The organism is Rubellimicrobium rubrum (assembly GCF_006152115.1).
GTDB classification, from domain to species: domain Bacteria; phylum Pseudomonadota; class Alphaproteobacteria; order Rhodobacterales; family Rhodobacteraceae; genus Rubellimicrobium; species Rubellimicrobium rubrum.
The window spans coordinates 134,778-151,480 of sequence record NZ_VDFU01000003.1; the positions used below are offsets into that span (position 1 = coordinate 134,778).

Below are 16,703 nucleotides of genomic sequence, written 5' to 3' on the forward strand. Positions count from 1 at the left end.
AGAGGGACGACACCCCCTTGCACCGGCCCGAATGGGATGCGGGGGCGGAGGTTTGGCCGGGACCTGCGCGCGGCTGGGGGTCTACCACTATGGGGTGACGACCACGACAGCGGCGGCTGGGCCGGTCATGAGGCATCTGGACTTCGTGGCCCAGGTGCTGCGGCCGGAGCTGGACGTTGAATGCGTGTCGGTCACCGAGCAGTGGGCGCAGGTCTCGGTCGCGGGGCCGTGGTCGCGCGAGATGCTGCAAAGCGTGGTGGAGGGCGACCTGTCGGACGCGGCGGTGCCCTTTATGGGATGCGGGGCGGTGTCGGTCTTGGGCGTGCCGGGGCGGGTGTTCCGTATCAGCTTTTCGGGCGAGCGGGCCTATGAGGTCGCGGTGCCGGCGCGGTTCGGCGCGGCGCTCTGGCGGCTGCTGGTGGGGCAGGCCGAGGGCCTGGGCGGCGGGGCCTATGGGCTGGAGGCGCTGAACGTCCTGCGGATCGAGAAGGGGTTCCCCACGCACGCCGAGATACTCGGGCGGACCACGGCCTTCGACCTTGGGCTCGAGCGGATGGTGGCCAAGGGCAAGGACTGCGTGGGCTGGGCGTCGTCGCGTCGAACGGGGCTGCTGGAGGAGGACCGAGAGCAGCTGGTGGGTCTGCGGCGCGGGGCGCGGTCGGGGGCAGATCACCGCCGGGGCGCATCTGTACCGGCGCAACGACGCGGCGGTTCGCGCGACCGGGCAGGGCCATGTGACCTCGGCCTGCTGGTCGCCGACCTTTGACACCGCGCTGGCGCTTGGCTTCCTGAAGGCCGGGCGGGCGCGGCACGGGGAGTTGGTGGCGCTCGTGGACGCCATGCGAGGCGTGGAGACCCTGTGCGAGGTCACGGACCCGGTCTTTCTCGACCCGGAGGGAAGGCGGATGCGTGGCTAGGCTTCTGGAGACGGGCCCGGCGCAAGGGCTGGGGCTGCCGCTGGCTGTTGGCGGGGCGACGCGGTCAGAGGTGGTGCTGGGGCCGGCGTGGTCCATTGCGCTCTTTCGGGGGCAAGAGGCGGCCAACGCGCGGGCGTTGGGCGTCGTGCTGCTGCCCGCGCCCGCGCTGATGGAGCCGATCGACGGGGTGCGCCTGATCTGGGCCGGGCCGGGGCAGGCACTTCTGGTGGGCCGCGCCGCGCCGGATGGGCTGGACGGGATCGCCGCCGTTGTCGAGCAGGGCGATGGCCTTGTGGGGCTGAGGCCGGACGGCCCCGCCGCGCGGTATGTGCTCGCGCGGCTCGTGCCGCTGAACCTGCGGGACGGGGCCTTCCCGGAAGGGGGCACGGCCCGCACGCTGCTCGGGTCCATGAGCATGACGCTGCTGCGGTCAGGGGCGAATTGCTATTAGGTCATGGGAATGAGGAGCATGGCCCTGACCCTGGTGCACGAGATCGAGGGGGCCATGCGGGGCGTCGCGGCGCGCGCCGGGGCCGCCTAGGGCCCCAGCGCATTGCTCAAGGGTATGGCGTCAGACGCCCGAACCTGTCGCGGTCCCGGCCAGCAGGGTCGCGTTGCCGCCTGCCGCCGTGGTGTCGATGCAGACATGACGCTCGATGAGGACTTGGGCGGCGTCCGGGCGGGTCACGATCAGCGGCAGGATCGCAGCCGGACGCTGGGCCAGGGCCTGTTCGTAAGCCCGCGCCGTCGCCTCGTCGCCCCACCAGATCGCGCCGCCGAGGGGGCTCAGATCGATCAGGGCCTTGGGCGGGACAGCGCCCCCTGCCTCTACGGCCAGACCCCCGAGGTCGCGGATCGCGGCGGCCTGCGCCTGCGCAGCCTCGGGGCCCGGGCCGAGGCAAAGGATCGGCGGGCGGGGGTGGAGCGAAAGGCGGTTCGATTCGCCCGTGGGGCCCGGCATGTCGGTGGGGGCGGCCGGGGCTGCCAAGGGAGTGGCCTGGAGCGCGCGGCCGAGTGCCACGGCATCGGCCTCCCGGTCCCAGGCCCTGGTTGCCACCTCGGGCGTCCGCGGCCCGAAGCGGGGGAGGTAATGCGGCCCGCCCGCCTTGGGGCCGGTGCCTGACAGACCCTCGCCGCCGAAAGGTTGGGAACCCACGACCGCGCCGATCTGGTTGCGGTTGATGTAAAGGTTGCCCGCACGCACCCGGTCCACGATCCGCTGCACGCGGTCGTCGATGCGGGAATGGAAGCCGAAGGTCAGGCCCATGCCCGTCGCGTTCACCGCGTCGATGACGCGGTCGAGGTCTGCGGCCTTGTAGGTCGCGACGTGGAGGACGGGGCCGAAGACCTCGCGCTCGATGTCCGCGATGCCGGTCACGCGGATGACGGTCGGCGCGACGAAGGTGCCGTGATGAGGAACCGGTCGCTCGGCGACCACGCGGCCTTTGCCTCGGGCGCGGTCGATGTGGGCTTGGATGCTCGCTTGCGCCTGCACGTCGATGACAGGGCCAAGGTCGGTGGACAGGTCCCAAGGGTCGCCGGGGCGCAGTTCGGCCATCGCGCCGCGCAGCATGTGCAGCACGGGCTCTGCCACCTCTTCCTGAAGGTAAAGGCAGCGCAGGGCGGAGCAGCGTTGGCCTGCGGACCGGAAGGCCGAGGTCAGGATGTCGCGGACCGCCTGTTCCGGCAGGGCCGTGGAATCCACCACCATAGCGTTGATGCCGCCGGTTTCCGCGATCAGGGGACGACCGGCGGGACCGTTCGCCATCGCAGCCCGGATGCGTTGCGCGGTACCGGTGGAACCGGTGAAGGCCACGCCGGAAAGGCGCGGGTCGGCCGTCAGCGCGCCCCCGGTCTCGGCCCCGCCGGGAAGCAGCTGGAGCGCGTCGCGGGGCACCCCCGCCTCGTGCAGCCATTGCACGGCACGGTGGGCGATCAGGGGCGTCTGCGGCGCGGGTTTGGCAAGGACGGCGTTGCCGGTGACAAGCGCGGCGGCGATCTGGCCGGTGAAGATGGCGAGCGGGAAGTTCCAGGGCGAGATGCAGGCCCAGACGCCGCTCCCGTCCGGTCCCTGCGCCTGCGCGGCGTAATAGCGAAGGAAATCCACGGCTTCGCGCAACTCGCCCACGCCGTCGTTCAGCGTCTTGCCGGCTTCGCGGGCAAGAAGGGCGAAGATCTCGCCTTCGTTCGCCTCGTAAAGGTCGGCGGCGCGGTTCAGGATCGCGGCCCGCTCGGCCAGGGGGGCGGACCAGGGGCGGGCATCGTCAATCGCGGCGGCGACCGTGGCGGCGTCGGCCTCAGTCACGCGGCCCACGAGGCGGCCGGTGGCAGGCTCGCGGAGTTCGCGGGTGGGGCCGGTAGCCTCGGTCGCGACGAGGGGGGCGGCTTGCCAGAGCGTGTCGCGGAAGGGCGCACGGGCGGCGTCGAGGAGCGCGAGGGTCGGCCGGTCGGTGATGTCGCGCCCGCGCGAGTTGGCGCGCTGGGGCAGGAACAGCTCGGACCCGGTGGGGATCGTGCGGGTGGGGCGGGCCTCGAAGGGGTCGGGGACGACGTCTTCGGGCGGGATGGATTCGTCCACGATGCGGTTCACGAAGGAGGAGTTCGCCCCGTTCTCCAGGAGACGCCGCACGAGGTAGGCGAGGAGGTCGCGATGCGCGCCGACGGGAGCGTAGATGCGCAAAGCGGTACCCTGCGCCGCGCTGTTGAGGTCGTGCAGCGTCTCGCCCATCCCATGTAGGCGCTGGAACTCGTAGGAGGAGGACGGCATGGCCATCCCTTCGGCCATGTGGAGGATGGCTGCCACCGTGTGAGCGTTGTGGGTCGCGAATTGCGGGTAGATGCGATCCGTCATGCCCAGGAGCTTGCGGGCGTTGGCGATATAGCTCACGTCCGTCGAGGTCTTGCTGGTGAAAACCGGGAAGTCCGTGAGCCCCTCGACTTGTGCCCGTTTGACTTCGGCGTCCCAATAGGCCCCCTTAGCCAGTCGCAGCATGATGCGACGGTCAAGCGCGGTCGCGAGCGCGTGGAGCCAGTCGATCACCTGGCCTGCCCGGCGGCCGTAGGCTTGGACCACCACGCCGAAGCCGTCCCAGCCGCGCAGGCCCGGATCGCGCAGCGTGGCCTCGATCACGTCGAGCGACAGGGACAGGCGGTCGGCCTCCTCGGCGTCGATGTTGAGGCCCATCCCGGCGGCGCGGGCGAGATGGCAGAGAGACGCGAGGCGGGGGACCAGTTCGGCCATGACGCGGTCCTTCTGCGCCTCCTCGTAGCGGGGGTGCAGGGCGGACAGCTTGACGGAAATGCCGGGGTTCGCGGCGACGGAGCCCTTGGTGCAGTCTTGCGCGATGGCGCTGATCGCGCGGGAGTAGGACAGGTGATAGGCGCGGGCGTCGGCTTCGGTGCGCGCGGCCTCGCCCAGCATGTCGTAGCTGTAGGTGACGCCCCGGGCCTCCTGCGTCTTGGCGCGGGCGCGGGCGGCGTCGATGGTTTCGCCCAGCACGAACTGGCGGCCCATCTCCTTCATGGCGCGGCCCACGGCGGCGCGGATCACCGGCTCGCCCAGGCGGCGGACGGCGGAGCGGAGGCGGCCCGCGACCCCCGGAGGCGCGTCGTCCAGCACCTTGCCCGTCAGCATCAAGGCCCAGGTGGAGGCGTTCACGAGGCTGGAGGCCGATTGGCCCAGGTGCTTGCCCCATTCGGCGGGGGCGATCTTGTCCTCGATCAGGGCGTCGATGGTCTCGGCGTCGGGCACGCGCAGCAGCGCCTCGGCGAGGCACATCAGCGCCACGCCTTCGTCGGTCGAAAGCCCGTACTCGGCCAGGAAGACCTCCATCAGCCCCGGACGGCTCGCGGCACGGATCCGGCGCACGAGATCGGTGGCCTGTTTGCCAATGGCGGCGCGATCGGCGCTGGATAGCCCGGCCTGCCCGCGCAGACGATCCAACAGCGGTCCCTCGGGCGCCACTGCGCCCGCGTCCACGGCGGCGCGCAGGGCTTGGAGGTCGGGAGCGGCAAGGACGGCGTGATGGGTCATGGCGGGCATCCGAAGCAGGCTGATGACGCGGACGATACCGCATCGCAGGAAGGCGGTGGGCCTGCTATTGTCCTATTCGACAGGCGAATCGCCCTTCGTGGAGGTCAGGGATGCGCGATCTTCCCGGCTTGGATGACTTTGACAGGCGGATCCTCGATGTGGTGGCGCGCGATGGTCGGATCAGCATCGCCGACCTGGCCCGGCGGGTGGGCCTGTCCAAGTCGCCCGTGCAAGCCCGGCTGCGGCGGCTCGAGGCAAGGGGGGCCATCCGCGGCTACCGGGCTCTGCTCGATCCGGCGGCGACGGGCCGCGAGCATGTGGCCTTTGTGGAGGTCCGGTTGTCGGATACCCGCGAAACGGCCCTGGCGCAGTTCAACGCCGCCGTGCTGCGCATCCCCGAGATCGAGGCCTGCCACATGATCGCGGGCAGCTTCGACTACCTGCTCAAGGTCCGCACCAGCGGGATGCCGGCCTATCGGGCCGCCCTGGCCGAGCATATCTCGACCCTGCCGCATGTGGCCGCGACCTCGACCTATGTGGCGATGCAGGCGGTCAAGGAGGACGGAATGCCCGCCTGACCCTTTCGTCCGGAAGCCGGGCCCGCTAGGGTCGCCGGGCCTGCCCGCGTGGTGGAATGGTAGACATCAGCGACTTAAAATCGCTTGGCTTCGGCCGTGCCGGTTCGAGTCCGGCCGCGGGCACCAAATGACTGGAAATGATCCAGTTGGAACAGCCACTTATCAGTGGTTCGAGGCTGATGATCAGCCTGTCTATCCCCCTTGCTGAGGTATGCGCACGGAGACGGTGCGGGGTCCCGTCAGAGTGATGGGGCTTGGGCGAGGCGGGGGGTCGGCTTCACGCGCCAGATGACCAGTCGCAGGTCCTTCCGGTCCTTTGCACCTTCTCCGGGGTGATCCGCTTGGCCGTGATGTTCCATCTGCGCTTCCCGCTTTCGCCGGCCACTGTGGAGGACGCCCATAAGCGCGGCATGAAGTTGAGCCACGAAGCAATGTGGTTCCGGATGCAGTGCTTTGGGCCGGTGCTTGCGGCCGAGATCGGCAAGACGCGTGTGTCTGGTTTGCACGCCTCCTACGGACGATGGCACCTCAATGAGGTGTTCGTGAAAGCGAGCGGCGTCTCGCACCAGAAGGCGACCTATCCGGTCGTGCTACAATGGAACCTGTTCCGACTTGACCGCTCTTGACGGGTCAAGGCGCAGTTTCTGGTTAAGTCTGATGGCGCACCCTTTGGATTTTGGCGAGATCGCGCTGGTTCTATCCCGAAGAACGAAGAACAACAAAGCGTAGGGCGAGAGAAGTCAGCCCCATTTCGTTGATCCGGCAGGGCCAGCCGACGCGAACACGGGGCTGACCCGCAGGAGCACCATGCTGTTCGTTCCCGATCGTCAGGCCACCTCCAAGTGTCGGCCTGCTTGGCGAAGCCAGCGTTCGGCCAGAGCCTCGATTGGGAGGGGCCGGTCCAGATGATAGCCCTGCGCCAAGTCCGAGCCCAGCTCGCGCAGGAGTTCAAGCTCTTCGGCTGCCTCGATGCCTTCGCACACCACGCGCAGATTGAGGCCGTGCGCCATGCGGATCATGCCATCGACGACGGCGATCCCCTTGGCCGAGTCGCGGATCTTGGAGACGAACGAGCGGTCGATCTTCAGCGTGTCGAATCCGAGCTGCTCCAGGTAGCCAACCGATGAGTAGCCTGTGCCAAAGTCGTCGAGCGCGATCGAGAACCCTGCCGTGCGGAGTTCCCCTATGCGTTGAGCCGCCAGACGGGCATCATCAACAAGGACAGACTCCGTCAGCTCCACTTCAACCCGGCTGGTGGCGATCTCATGCCGCCTGAACGTGTCGACCAACCCCGGGATGAAGTCAGGAGCCATGAGCTGCAACGGCGAGACGTTGATGCTCACCGCCAGTTCGGGATGGGCCACGAGGTCGTTGCAGACCAGATCGATCAGCGTGCGCCCTAGTTCCACCATAAGCCCGGACTGCTCGGCCACGGCAATGAAGCGGTCGGGTGTTACCGGCCCCAGTTCAGATGAGGTCCAACGCGCCAGCGCCTCGGCCCGCACCAACTGGCCCTCTGCTCCGACGATCGGCTGATACGCGACAGAAAGCTCGCCCGGCCGGGCCAGCGCCCGCCGAAGCCCCCCTTCGATGGCCCCGGCATCGCGTGACGCCTGGTCGATGACCGAACTGTAGGCCACCAAGCCGTTGTGTCCCTTGTGGCGCTTGGCTTCATACATGGCCAGATCCGCCTGTCGCACCAGATCCTTGCCAGAGGTGCTGTCCGACAGCTGGATGGCGTAGCCCATGGCCATCTGCACTTGGATCTGGTGATTCAGGATGCGAAGGGGCGCACCGAGTTGGCGTTCCGCCGCATGGGCAAGCCGCTGCGTGCGGACCTCCGTGTCCGAGCCGGTGACAAGGAACACGAACTCGTCGCCCGCGATGCGCGCGAGCAGGCAATGCGGGTCGGTGAGCCTTGCGAGGCGCTGGGCCACGCTGATGATCACCTGATCCCCGGCTTCATGGCCGATGCTGTCGTTGATACGCTTGAAGTCGTTCACATCCAAGAACAGGACGGCACGTTCGCCGGCGAACGGCAGGTTCAAAGCCTCATTGAAGGCCGCCCGGTTGGGCAATCCGGTGAGCGCGTCCGTTCGAGCCGCCGTCCGGGCGTGCCGCTCTGCCGCAACGAGGTGCTCGGCGTTGCGGCGTACAAGGCCAACGCCAAAGCCCGCAAAGCAGACAGCGATGGAAATCACCAACAGGAGCGGGAGTGCCATCTGCCGAAGCATCGTGGTCCCAGGATGCGGCGTGCTCCAGGCGAGGTAGGCGACGGGCTGGCCGTCTCCGCCCAGGAGTGGCACTGACGAGCGACCCTGCGGCGGCTGTCGAACGACGTTCAGGTCGGTGAGTTGGTAGTCCTTGGCGGTGCGCGCGATCGTACTGCCGGCCAGCCGGCGAGCGATCAGGATGCGGGGCGTGGTGTCGTCGCGCGAGATAAGGTCGGCAACCGCGTCTGGTGCGTCCGCCTCGACCCGCGCCGCAGCGACAGTGTAAACAGCATTTCCATGCCAGATGAAGAATTCAGTGCCGCGATAAAGATTGAGTGGGATCCTTCTGAGATGCGCTTCGACCATGTCGAGCAAGTCCGAGGCAAAAAGCCCCGATCTTGGGTCGGAGCCGCCCTCCTCCTGCCAGCCCACATCGTCAGCAAAGGGGCCGCCCCACAACACCGCAAGCTGAAAGGAGACCCCGGCGACCGCCGTCGATCCGATGTTGTCGTAGATCCAGGACAGATCCCGGGACCTGACCAGCGGTACCCCTGCTTCCCACTTGGCGTAGTCGAGCATGAGCAGGCGCGTTTGATCCAGCAAGCTCGTTCGAGCGTTCTCGATCTGAATGAAGGCATTGTCATGAGCCTGACGATTGAGGGCGTGGCTCATCCAAGTGAGGGCAACCGCGATTGTGAGGATGAACACCAGAACCGTGCCAACCATTACCGCCGCGATGCGGCCTGGTAGCCGATGCATCCCTGCCTCCCACTATGCGCCTGGAACAACAATTCTTTGGACCAGCAATAGGCGCCAGCATTTAACGGAGCGCTTAAGAGAAGGAACCGGGACGCTCTCTGTGCTGGACGAATGCATACAAGTATCAGGAAGTTGAGGGCGAAACAGCGACGTTGCGCCGCCTGCAAGGTCCGGCTTTGGCTTGCTGGTGATCGACCAAGGGCTGTCGGATGAACTCGGCGGGCCCGGTGAATCTCACCTAGCCCCCGGAGGCTCGTGCTTGCACCGCAGAAGCGCCGGTCTCTGATCCTTTGGAGCCCTGAGGACGTTGGAAGATCAGCGGTAACGGGGACAGAGCCTGATCCTTTTGGACCGCCTGTCACAAGGGTGAGGCTCTTTGCCGTGATCTTGTCGTTCGACGTCCGCACCACGGCACCGATCTCCGCCCAAGAGAGCAGTCCGGATCGAGCTGGGAACCCTCAGCCCCTCAACAGGTTGCCTGAGATCAGTCTGGCTCGGAGTTCTTCATGGCCCGCTTCGGCTATCATGCCTCCCACGAGCAATTTCCGCCGTCCGATCTTCTCCGCTTGGTCCAGCACGCCGAGGAAGCTGGCTTCGATGCGGCCAAGTGCTCGGACCATTTCCGGCCCTGGGGTTCGCAGCAGGGGCATTCGGGCTTTGCCTGGTCATGGCTGGGTGCGGCGCTGGCGCGCACGAGCTTTCCCGTGGGTTCCATCTCCGCGCCGGGGTATCGCTACCATCCGGCGATCGTCGCGCAGAGCGCGGCCACGCTGGCCGAGATGTTCCCCGGCCGCTTCTGGCTCGCGCTGGGCAGCGGCCAGCGGCTCAATGAGGACATCATGGGCGTGGCCTGGCCCGAGAAGTCCGAGCGCAACGCCCGCCTGAAGGAGTCCGCCGACCTCATACGCCGCCTCCTCGCCGGGGAGCGGGTCTCCCATTATGGCCGCATCACCATGGTCGACGCCGAGATCTACTCGCGCCCAGCGACGCCGCCGTTGCTGCTGGGCGCGGCCGTGACCGAGGCCACGGCGGAGTTCGTGGGCGGCTGGGCCGACGGTCTCCTCACCGTGAGTGGCGAACCCGATCAGGTGCAGGGGGTCGTGGACGCTTTCCGGCGCGGGGGAGGGGAAGGAAAGAAGCTCGTGATGCAGGTGGGGCTTAACTGGGCTCCGACCGAGGAGGAGGCCGTCCAGGGCGCCTGGGAGCAGTGGCGCACCAACGTTCTGGGCGGCGAGGTGAATTGGGAGTTGCGCACCCCCGAGCAATTCGAAACCGCCACAAAGCATGTCCGACCCGAGGACGTCGCGGAGTCGATTCTGGTGTCCTCCAGCCTCGACCAGCATGTGGAATGGATCGGGCGTTATGCCGAGATGGGTTTCGAGGAGATCTACCTGCACCAGGTCGGCCGCAATCAGGAGGGGTTCCTCGACGTTTTCGGGGCCAGAGTTCTGCCCCAGCTCAGGGTGTAGCGAACCGGACGACGCTTCTCGGGGTCGGATGGAGAGTGGTTAGGTTGGCCCTAGCTTACGTCGCTCGCTTCGCCCGAGATGAACGGGGGCAGGGATCGAGTAGCTTGCCTGCACGTTCACGCGCCCAGCTAGCCTGCTTCTACTGCGTCCGGCTGGTCTGGAATTGTGCTACGTCATCGACAAGAGGCAACGCTGTCCGACGTTTCCACCGAGGTCCCCTCGGGCGCGTGGGTGCACTGGCCTGAAAAGCAGTCCGGTTCCAGAGGTCTGCGAGATGCGCGAGTAGCACCGAGAGCAGGAGACCCGCGAATAGCGTGCCCGCCGCGGGCGCCGACAGGGTTGCGACGGGCCTGCGCAGTCCTAGGCCTAGCAGGACGTGTCCCGTTGGATGCGCGCCCGGTCCGCCCCGATCCGCCGCCGCAGCGCGCGCGACAGGGCATCGACGCCAGCCGTCAGGACGCCCGCCGACACGAGGAGCACGACGGCCCGGTCCAGCCGTAGCTCGGCCACCGCGCCGTCCACGAAAAAGCCGAGAGTGGCGACGCCCAGGAGGCCCATGACGGCGGCCTCGCGCAGGATGATCTCCCACCGGTACAGGCAGAGCGCGAGGAAGCGGCCGAACAGGCGCGGCGCAAGCTCCCAGGCCCAGAGCGTGAGGCCGCGCGGCGCATCGCGGCGGAGCGTCGCGCCGGTTGCCTCGGCTTCGCGGCCCAGCAGGTGGCCGATGATCGCGCCGTTGTGGATGGCGAGCGCCAGCACGGCGGGCAGCATGGAAGGGCCGAGGATCTGGAGAAAGACGAAGGCCAGCATCACCTCGGGAATCGAGCGGAGGATCACGAGGGCGAGGTGTCCGGCCAGGCTGCCCAAGCGGCCTGCGATCGAGGGTACGACTAGCCCGGACGTCGCGACGGCCACGAGCCCCGTCAGCACGAGCGCGATTTGCGCCACCACCAACGTGGCGGCGAGGCCGGGGATGACCTGCCCGGTCAGGAGCGGCCAAAGCCAGGCGAGGAAAGCACCCAGCCCTTCGCCGTTCCGCAGAGGTGCTGGCACGATGTCCACCGTCAGGAAACGCAGGAGTGCGCCCTGACCCATGGGAGGGCTGGACAGGGAGGTCAGCACTACGCCGGACAGCAGCACCCAGAGCGGAACGAGGTGGGGCCGCATCCAGAGGCGCATCGTGGCGATCAGGGAGACGTAGATGATGAGGATGGCGCTGGCCGCGCCGTAATCCCCTTCGGAGAACACGGTCTCAAGTTGGTAGCCCAGCGTCGGCAGCCCGACGAAGCCCAGCACGGCGCTTGATCGGAGGCCACACTCGACGCGGTAGAGCGAGTAGGTCCGCATCGCCGGGAGCATCAGCGGCGCGCGGGCAAAAAGGAACCGGGACAGGGGGTCGACACCGGGCGGGAGGACGGCCGAGGGGCGGGGGTCGGCGTCCTCCATCTGCTCGGCAAAGACCTTGGCGAAGATCCCGGCGTAGGGAAGGGCGATGGCCAGGACGCCGGTCAGGGCGCCGATGCCGAGAGCTTGCATCAGCAGCAGAGCCCAGAACAGCTCGTGCACCGAGCGGAGCGCGACGCAGGTTAGGCGGACGATCCGGTTGCCGTAGAAGGGTGCGAGCGCGAGCCCTGCCGTCCCGCCCAGGGCGACGCCGGCCACTGCGAAGGCGACCGTGAGAACGAGCGACCAGCCGACCTGCTCTATGGCCGCGAAATCGGGCCGCAGGACGCCTTGAGCCATCCGGCCCACCGCCGCCCAGGGATCGTGCCCCGCGACATGGAGATCCGCGAAGGGCAGGAGCAGGAGCGCCAGTCCGGCAAAGAGCGCCACGACCGACCCGCGAGACAGGCGCTCAGGGAGCATAGAGCGCCTCGACCTCCGCATCCGACACGCGGGGCGGCGTGGCGTCGAACGCGATGCGACCACCCCGCAGGCCGATCAGGCGGGTCGCAAAGCCCCTCGCGAGATCGACGTCATGGAGCGCCAGCACCGCCGACGGGAACCGCGCGCGCATGAGCCCGAGAAGCTGGGCGGCCTGCGTGGCGTCCACCGCCGAGACCGGTTCGTCGGCGATCAGAACCTCGCCGCCTCGGAACAGGGCGCGGGCCAAGGCCGTCCGTTGCCTTTGCCCGCCGGACAGGCCCTCGACGGCGCGGTCCGCTTCGGGCGACAGGCCAAGACCGGCCAGGATCGCCAGGATCTCGGCCCGGTCCGCCCGGCGCGGTCGGATCAGGCTCGCGAGGTTGGCCAGAGCCCCGTGGTCGTCGAGCCGCCCCATCAGCACGTTGCGTAGCACCGAAAGCTGCGGGACCAGCACGTGATCCTGTGGCACCAGCGCGATCCTCTGGCCTGCCGCGACGAGGCGATCGTGAACCGCGTTGAGGAACGTGGTCTTGCCCGCGCCGCTGCGGCCCAGGAGCACGACCCGTTCGCCCGGAGCGAGGGCGAAGCTGACGCTGTGCAGCACCACCCCTGTCCCATAGCCCAGCGACTCGGCCCGGAGGATCGGCTGGCTCATTCGAGAAGGTCGAGCTGGCGAGCCACCTCCTCGATGGGGGCGTAATCCTCATTGGTGGCGGGAACGAAGCCCTCGCGCGGGAAGGCGGCCAGGAGGTCGGGGTCGGTCATCCCCAGCAGCGCCGCCTGCACCCGGTCGGAGAACCCCTCGCCCCAGCGGGCGTCCACGTCGCCGCGAATGGTCCAGTTGTAGTCGGGATAAGAGGGGGTCTTCCAGATGATGCGGGTCGTCTCGACCTCGGGCGCGTTGTCCGCGACGGCCTGGTCGTAGACGGCGAAGTTGAGCGCGCCCACCTGATAAGCCCCCGATGCCACAAGCCGCAGGGTCTGCGAATGGTCGCCCGAGAAGCCCACGTCGGCAAAGAATGCGTCAGGCGCCTCGCCGATCTCTTGCCGGATGAAGTGATCGGGCATGAGCCGCCCCGAGGTGGAGGTGCGGGCGCCGAAGGTGAAGGTCATGCCGCGTGCCGCTTTGGGGAACTCCGCGCTTTCCTCAAGGCCCGTCGACTCGTGGGCGATGAAGTAGGTGACGAAGGCCATGTCCTCCTTGCCCTGGGCGATGGCGCGCGAGCCGGGGGCCAGGAGCCGCGCCTGCACGCCGGTGAGCCCGCCGAACCAGGCCAGCTGCACCTGGTCGTTGCGGAAGGCGGTCACGGCGGCCGGGTAGTCCTTGACGGGCACGTATTCGACATCGACGCCGAGCTGGGCCTCGAGATAGTCGGCCACCCTCGAGAAGCGCTCCACGAGAGCGGTCTCGTCCTCGTCGGGGATGGCCGAGAAATAGAGGGTCTGGGCCGAGGCGCCGGACGCGGCGATCATGCCGAGGCCGATGGCCCAAAGGGTGCGGAGTGATGTCATGGCGGGGTCTGGCCTTGGCGTGTCTGGAAGCGTTCCCGCGGGGTCTACGCCCGACCCGCGCCCGCTTCAATCGCCGCCATGCCGGCCGCGCCCGCGGGACCAGAGCGCGGCGGCCACGATGTCGGCCGCCGCGCCTTGCCGTGCCGGAGCCGGGCTTAGAGCAGGATGTCGGACTCCTGGATGCGGGCCGACCGGAGGTCGAGGTCGAAGTCCATCCGGCCGTCGCCGTTGAGGTCGGCCACGAGGTGTCTGTTCTGGAGGACGAGGTGGCCGATGCCGCTCCCCCCCCAGGTGAAGGCCTGGTCACCGTCGCGGGTCGTGTCGGCATCCAGCGCCTGGAGGTCGATGCGGTCCGCGCCCGAGGTGAAGTCGGTGATGACGTCGGCCGCGTTGACCCGGCTGTGGCTGAGTGCGGTGAAGACGAAGGTGTCGGCCCCCTCGGCGCCCGTCAGGCTGTCCTGCTGGCTGCTGCCGAACAGGATGTCGTTACCCGCGCCGCCTTCGAGCCGGTCGTTCCCCGCGCTGCCGTCGAGGAGGTCCGCGCCGTCGCCGCCTTGCATGAGGTCGTTGCCCGCACTGCCGAACAGACGATCATCCCCCCCGTTGCCGGACAGGGCGTCGTCGCCCGTGTTGCCCTTGAGGAAGTTGGCGCCTGCGTTGCCGATGATGACGTCGTTGCCGTTCGAGCCCACGCCGTTGATGTTGCTCGACCCCTGGAGCGCCAGCGTCTCCACGCCTTCGCTCATGACCCAGTCGCTGGTGCTCTGGGCGATGTCCTGTCCGCCCAGGTCCCTGACGGTCGTGCTCTTGTGGCTGACTACGAAGACATCGTTGCCCGATGTCCCCTGGAGAACCCTGCCCGAGCCGCCGTCCGTGACGACGCCCGACCCGCTGGTCGGTGGCGGGGCTGGCGGGGGCGGGGGCGGAGGCAGTGTGCCCGTCCCGCCATTGACGGGCGCGGTCGGCGTGCCGGGTTCATTGGGCGGTTCGACCGGCGTCGTGTCCGGCCGATCGACGACGGCGGCGCCGTCATGGCGCACGTCGATGCCGTAGATCGACACCTGGCCTTCGCCGCGCGATGTCTCCTCGTTCGTGCCGAGGTAAAGGCCGGCCTTGAAGTAGAACCGGTTGTCGTCCCAGCCGCCGCCGATGGTGATGGAACTGGTGTAGGTGGTGCCGTCGGCCTGCAGCGTCAGCGTCAGGGCGTGGCCTTTGACGGCGAAGCTGTAGGTGAAGGTCTCGTCGAGACTGACCTGAGGGGTACGGCCCTGGGCGTCCTTGAACTCGTGATGGGCGTCGCGGGCCTGGACCTCGTTGCGGCCGTTGACCCAGTAAACGGTGCCGTTCTCCCAGTACATGCGCACGAGCTGGTGGTCGCCGCCGTGGATCTGGCCCACCACAACCTTGGCCGGTGCGCCGTCGAACGTCTGGGGCACGTAGTCCACCTGCATGGCCACCGCCATCGAGCCGCCCTGGTCGAGAGTCCAGGCGGCGTTCTGGCCGCCCACGAGCTCGCGCAGCTCGGACCGGGCGTAGCGGGCGCCGCCGGTGGTCACGCCCTCGACGGGGGCCTGCAGCACCATGGCGCCGTCGGAACCCGTGCGGAACCAGTCGCTGACATAGGACGAGAGGTCCTTGATCTCGGTGTAACGGCCCGCGAAGCCGCCCGCGCTGTCCACCGGCAACTGCAGCTTCCAGTCCCGCAGGTCGAAGTTCTGCCCCGGGCGAACCGATGCGCTCAACGGCATGAGAGCGCTCCCCCACGACGAGCCCAAAGGCCCCGAGGCATGATCGAGAAGGGCACGACATCATGGTCGCACCCGGCCGTCCCGAAGGACGACAGGAAGCTGGATTGCATGGCACTGTCCCACGTCGCGCGCCTTTGCGGCGCTTTCATTGCATTCAGGCCGCATCGCGGCTGGCGCCCGGCCCAAGGACAGATCTGTCGGAGCAGGCAAGCGGGTTTACAGCACGCATGGCTTTTGGCTGCCAACCCTGAACGGGGGCAATATCAAGGGATTAGCGGAAACCTGCCCGGGATGGGTGGGGTATTCCGCTTAACGATCAGCCGGCAAGCAGCATGATCGGGCCGTGTGCATGAACGAAATGGCGGGATCCGCCCAAGGTTCCTGCCTGTGGATGAAATTTGTTGGGGGGCCGACTGACCGACGACAAATCAAAGACTTAGGATCGGGTCCGGCGGCAGGGTGTGACATGGGCGTCATGCCTTCGGAAATGCCGAAGACGTCGGGCCAAGTTGCCTCTTTGGACAGTTTGGGCTGCTCGGCCATTGGCCCATCGTGCCGGCAAAAGCCTGCCGACAAAGAAGGCATGTCATGGCTTGGCCGAGCCTGATCGGATCGATCCCGCTCGGCCAGCCTGACGTGACCTGTCCGAAAGGACTGGCTGGGGACCAGGGGAGCGGCGCGTCAGCCCTGGATCTGCGCGGCCATCAGGGCGATGGCTTGCTGGTACACCGTTGCGGCGTTCCATTCCTGGAGCACCGGATAGTTGGGCTCGCCCTGTTGATAGCCGGCGCCGGGTTGCCAGCCCTTGCCCCGGAAGAAGTTGGCCGTCGAGGCCATCGCATCCGCCACGTCGGTCAGGTCCACCCGGCCGTCGCCGTTCCCGTCCTGGCCGTACTGAAGGATGTTGCCCGGAAGGAACTGGGTGTGCCCCAGTTCCCCATGCATGGCCCCCACCGACTGCGGCGAGACGGAGCCCTGATCCACCAGCGCAAGCGCCGCAAGCGCATGGGGTGCAAAGAAGTCGGGGCGACGGCAATCGTAGGCCAGGGTCGTAATGGCCGACAGCACGTTCGAGTCCCCCATGAAGTTGCCGAACCCGGTCTCCATGCCGTGGATCGCGATCAGCACCCCGGCGGGGACGCCATAGGCGGATTCGAGGGACTGATAGAACTCGGGGTTCTCGGCCAGCATGCGGCGGCCCTGGGACACGATCGTCTCGGCCCCGCGGATGCGCATGAACTCGTCCAGGGGATAGCGGAAGCTGTGCTGGTTGCGGTCGGCGTCGATGGTGCGGGTGGCGTAGCTCGTGCCCGCCAGGGCCGAAAGCCCTCGCTCGCCCACCCCATTGGCTGCGGCGACCTGGGCGAAGCCCTGCTTCCAGGCCTCGAAGCCCGAGGCGTCGTTTCCGCAGGTCAGGCCCTGAGCGGCCACCGGGCCGGCTAGGGCGAGGGCGGCAAGAAGAAGAGCAGGTCGCACGTGGGAAGTCTCCTTGAAGGCGGTCACGGCGGCATCGTCTTGAGCCTGCCGGGGATCTGTCTAGGTTCGCGGGGGAACATGGCGCGGGTCAAGGCTCCTTCCAGTCGGGCCGGCCCCGCCTCACGGAAACGG

Annotated in this window: 13 protein-coding genes and 1 tRNA gene; 7 read left to right on the forward strand and 7 right to left on the reverse strand. The window is 68.1% G+C overall.

Going from position 1 to position 16,703, the window contains the following annotated elements:
* The first annotated feature begins 52 nt into the window (after window positions 1-52).
* The 3 genes from FHG66_RS03760 to FHG66_RS03765 are packed head-to-tail and all read left to right on the forward strand — an operon-like array spanning window position 53 to window position 1,368.
* Window positions 53-766 carry a hypothetical protein gene (locus FHG66_RS03760; protein ID WP_246082445.1) on the forward strand — a complete coding sequence of 238 codons (714 nt, stop codon included), beginning with the start codon at window positions 53-55 and terminating at the stop codon, window positions 764-766.
* Window positions 687-917, forward strand: coding sequence for a glycine cleavage T C-terminal barrel domain-containing protein (locus tag FHG66_RS22140; RefSeq protein WP_246082456.1), 231 nt, complete (start codon window positions 687-689; stop codon window positions 915-917). The genes FHG66_RS03760 and FHG66_RS22140 overlap by 80 nt, the downstream gene beginning before the upstream one ends.
* Entirely contained in the window at window positions 910-1,368 is a 459-nt protein-coding gene (locus tag FHG66_RS03765) for an aminomethyltransferase family protein (protein ID WP_139075357.1), read from the forward strand. The genes FHG66_RS22140 and FHG66_RS03765 overlap by 8 nt, the downstream gene beginning before the upstream one ends.
* A 120-nt stretch (window positions 1,369-1,488) precedes the next feature.
* Here the strand turns inward: FHG66_RS03765 and putA are convergent, their stop codons facing one another.
* On the reverse strand, window positions 1,489-4,950 hold the full coding sequence (gene putA, locus FHG66_RS03770; protein WP_139075358.1) for a bifunctional proline dehydrogenase/L-glutamate gamma-semialdehyde dehydrogenase PutA: 3,462 nt from the start codon (window positions 4,948-4,950) through the stop codon (window positions 1,489-1,491).
* 110 nt (window positions 4,951-5,060) lie between these two features.
* Between putA and FHG66_RS03775 the strand changes: the two genes are divergently transcribed.
* From FHG66_RS03775 to FHG66_RS03785, 3 genes are all read left to right on the forward strand, one after another.
* Window positions 5,061-5,528, forward strand: coding sequence for an Lrp/AsnC family transcriptional regulator (locus FHG66_RS03775; RefSeq protein WP_139075359.1), 468 nt, complete (start codon window positions 5,061-5,063; stop codon window positions 5,526-5,528).
* Window positions 5,529-5,570: 42 nt separating this feature from the next.
* Window positions 5,571-5,654, forward strand: a tRNA-Leu gene (locus FHG66_RS03780).
* 215 nt (window positions 5,655-5,869) lie between these two features.
* Window positions 5,870-6,154, forward strand: coding sequence for a hypothetical protein (locus FHG66_RS03785; protein WP_139075360.1), 285 nt, complete (start codon window positions 5,870-5,872; stop codon window positions 6,152-6,154).
* A 201-nt stretch (window positions 6,155-6,355) separates the two neighbouring features.
* Here FHG66_RS03785 and FHG66_RS03790 read toward each other — a convergent pair whose 3' ends face one another.
* Window positions 6,356-8,500, reverse strand: a complete 2,145-nt coding sequence (locus FHG66_RS03790; protein ID WP_139075361.1) for a putative bifunctional diguanylate cyclase/phosphodiesterase — start codon at window positions 8,498-8,500, stop codon at window positions 6,356-6,358.
* Window positions 8,501-9,006: 506 nt separating this feature from the next.
* Here FHG66_RS03790 and FHG66_RS03795 point away from each other — a divergent pair.
* On the forward strand, window positions 9,007-9,969 hold the full coding sequence (locus tag FHG66_RS03795) for a TIGR03885 family FMN-dependent LLM class oxidoreductase (protein WP_139075362.1): 963 nt from the start codon (window positions 9,007-9,009) through the stop codon (window positions 9,967-9,969).
* Window positions 9,970-10,335: 366 nt separating this feature from the next.
* Here the strand turns inward: FHG66_RS03795 and FHG66_RS03800 are convergent, their stop codons facing one another.
* From FHG66_RS03800 to FHG66_RS03820, 5 genes are all read right to left on the reverse strand, one after another.
* On the reverse strand, window positions 10,336-11,835 hold the full coding sequence (locus FHG66_RS03800) for a PhnE/PtxC family ABC transporter permease (protein ID WP_139075363.1): 1,500 nt from the start codon (window positions 11,833-11,835) through the stop codon (window positions 10,336-10,338).
* Window positions 11,825-12,490 carry an ATP-binding cassette domain-containing protein gene (locus FHG66_RS03805; protein WP_139075364.1) on the reverse strand — a complete coding sequence of 222 codons (666 nt, stop codon included), beginning with the start codon at window positions 12,488-12,490 and terminating at the stop codon, window positions 11,825-11,827. The genes FHG66_RS03800 and FHG66_RS03805 overlap by 11 nt, the downstream gene beginning before the upstream one ends.
* Complete coding sequence (locus tag FHG66_RS03810; protein WP_139075365.1) at window positions 12,487-13,347, reverse strand: putative selenate ABC transporter substrate-binding protein; 861 nt, start codon at window positions 13,345-13,347, stop codon at window positions 12,487-12,489. The genes FHG66_RS03805 and FHG66_RS03810 overlap by 4 nt, the downstream gene beginning before the upstream one ends.
* A gap of 155 nt (window positions 13,348-13,502) precedes the next feature.
* Entirely contained in the window at window positions 13,503-15,095 is a 1,593-nt protein-coding gene (locus tag FHG66_RS03815; protein WP_139075366.1) for a polysaccharide lyase family 7 protein, read from the reverse strand.
* A 681-nt stretch (window positions 15,096-15,776) separates the two neighbouring features.
* Entirely contained in the window at window positions 15,777-16,571 is a 795-nt protein-coding gene (locus FHG66_RS03820; RefSeq protein WP_139075367.1) for a lytic murein transglycosylase, read from the reverse strand.
* Window positions 16,572-16,703 lie beyond the last annotated feature (132 nt).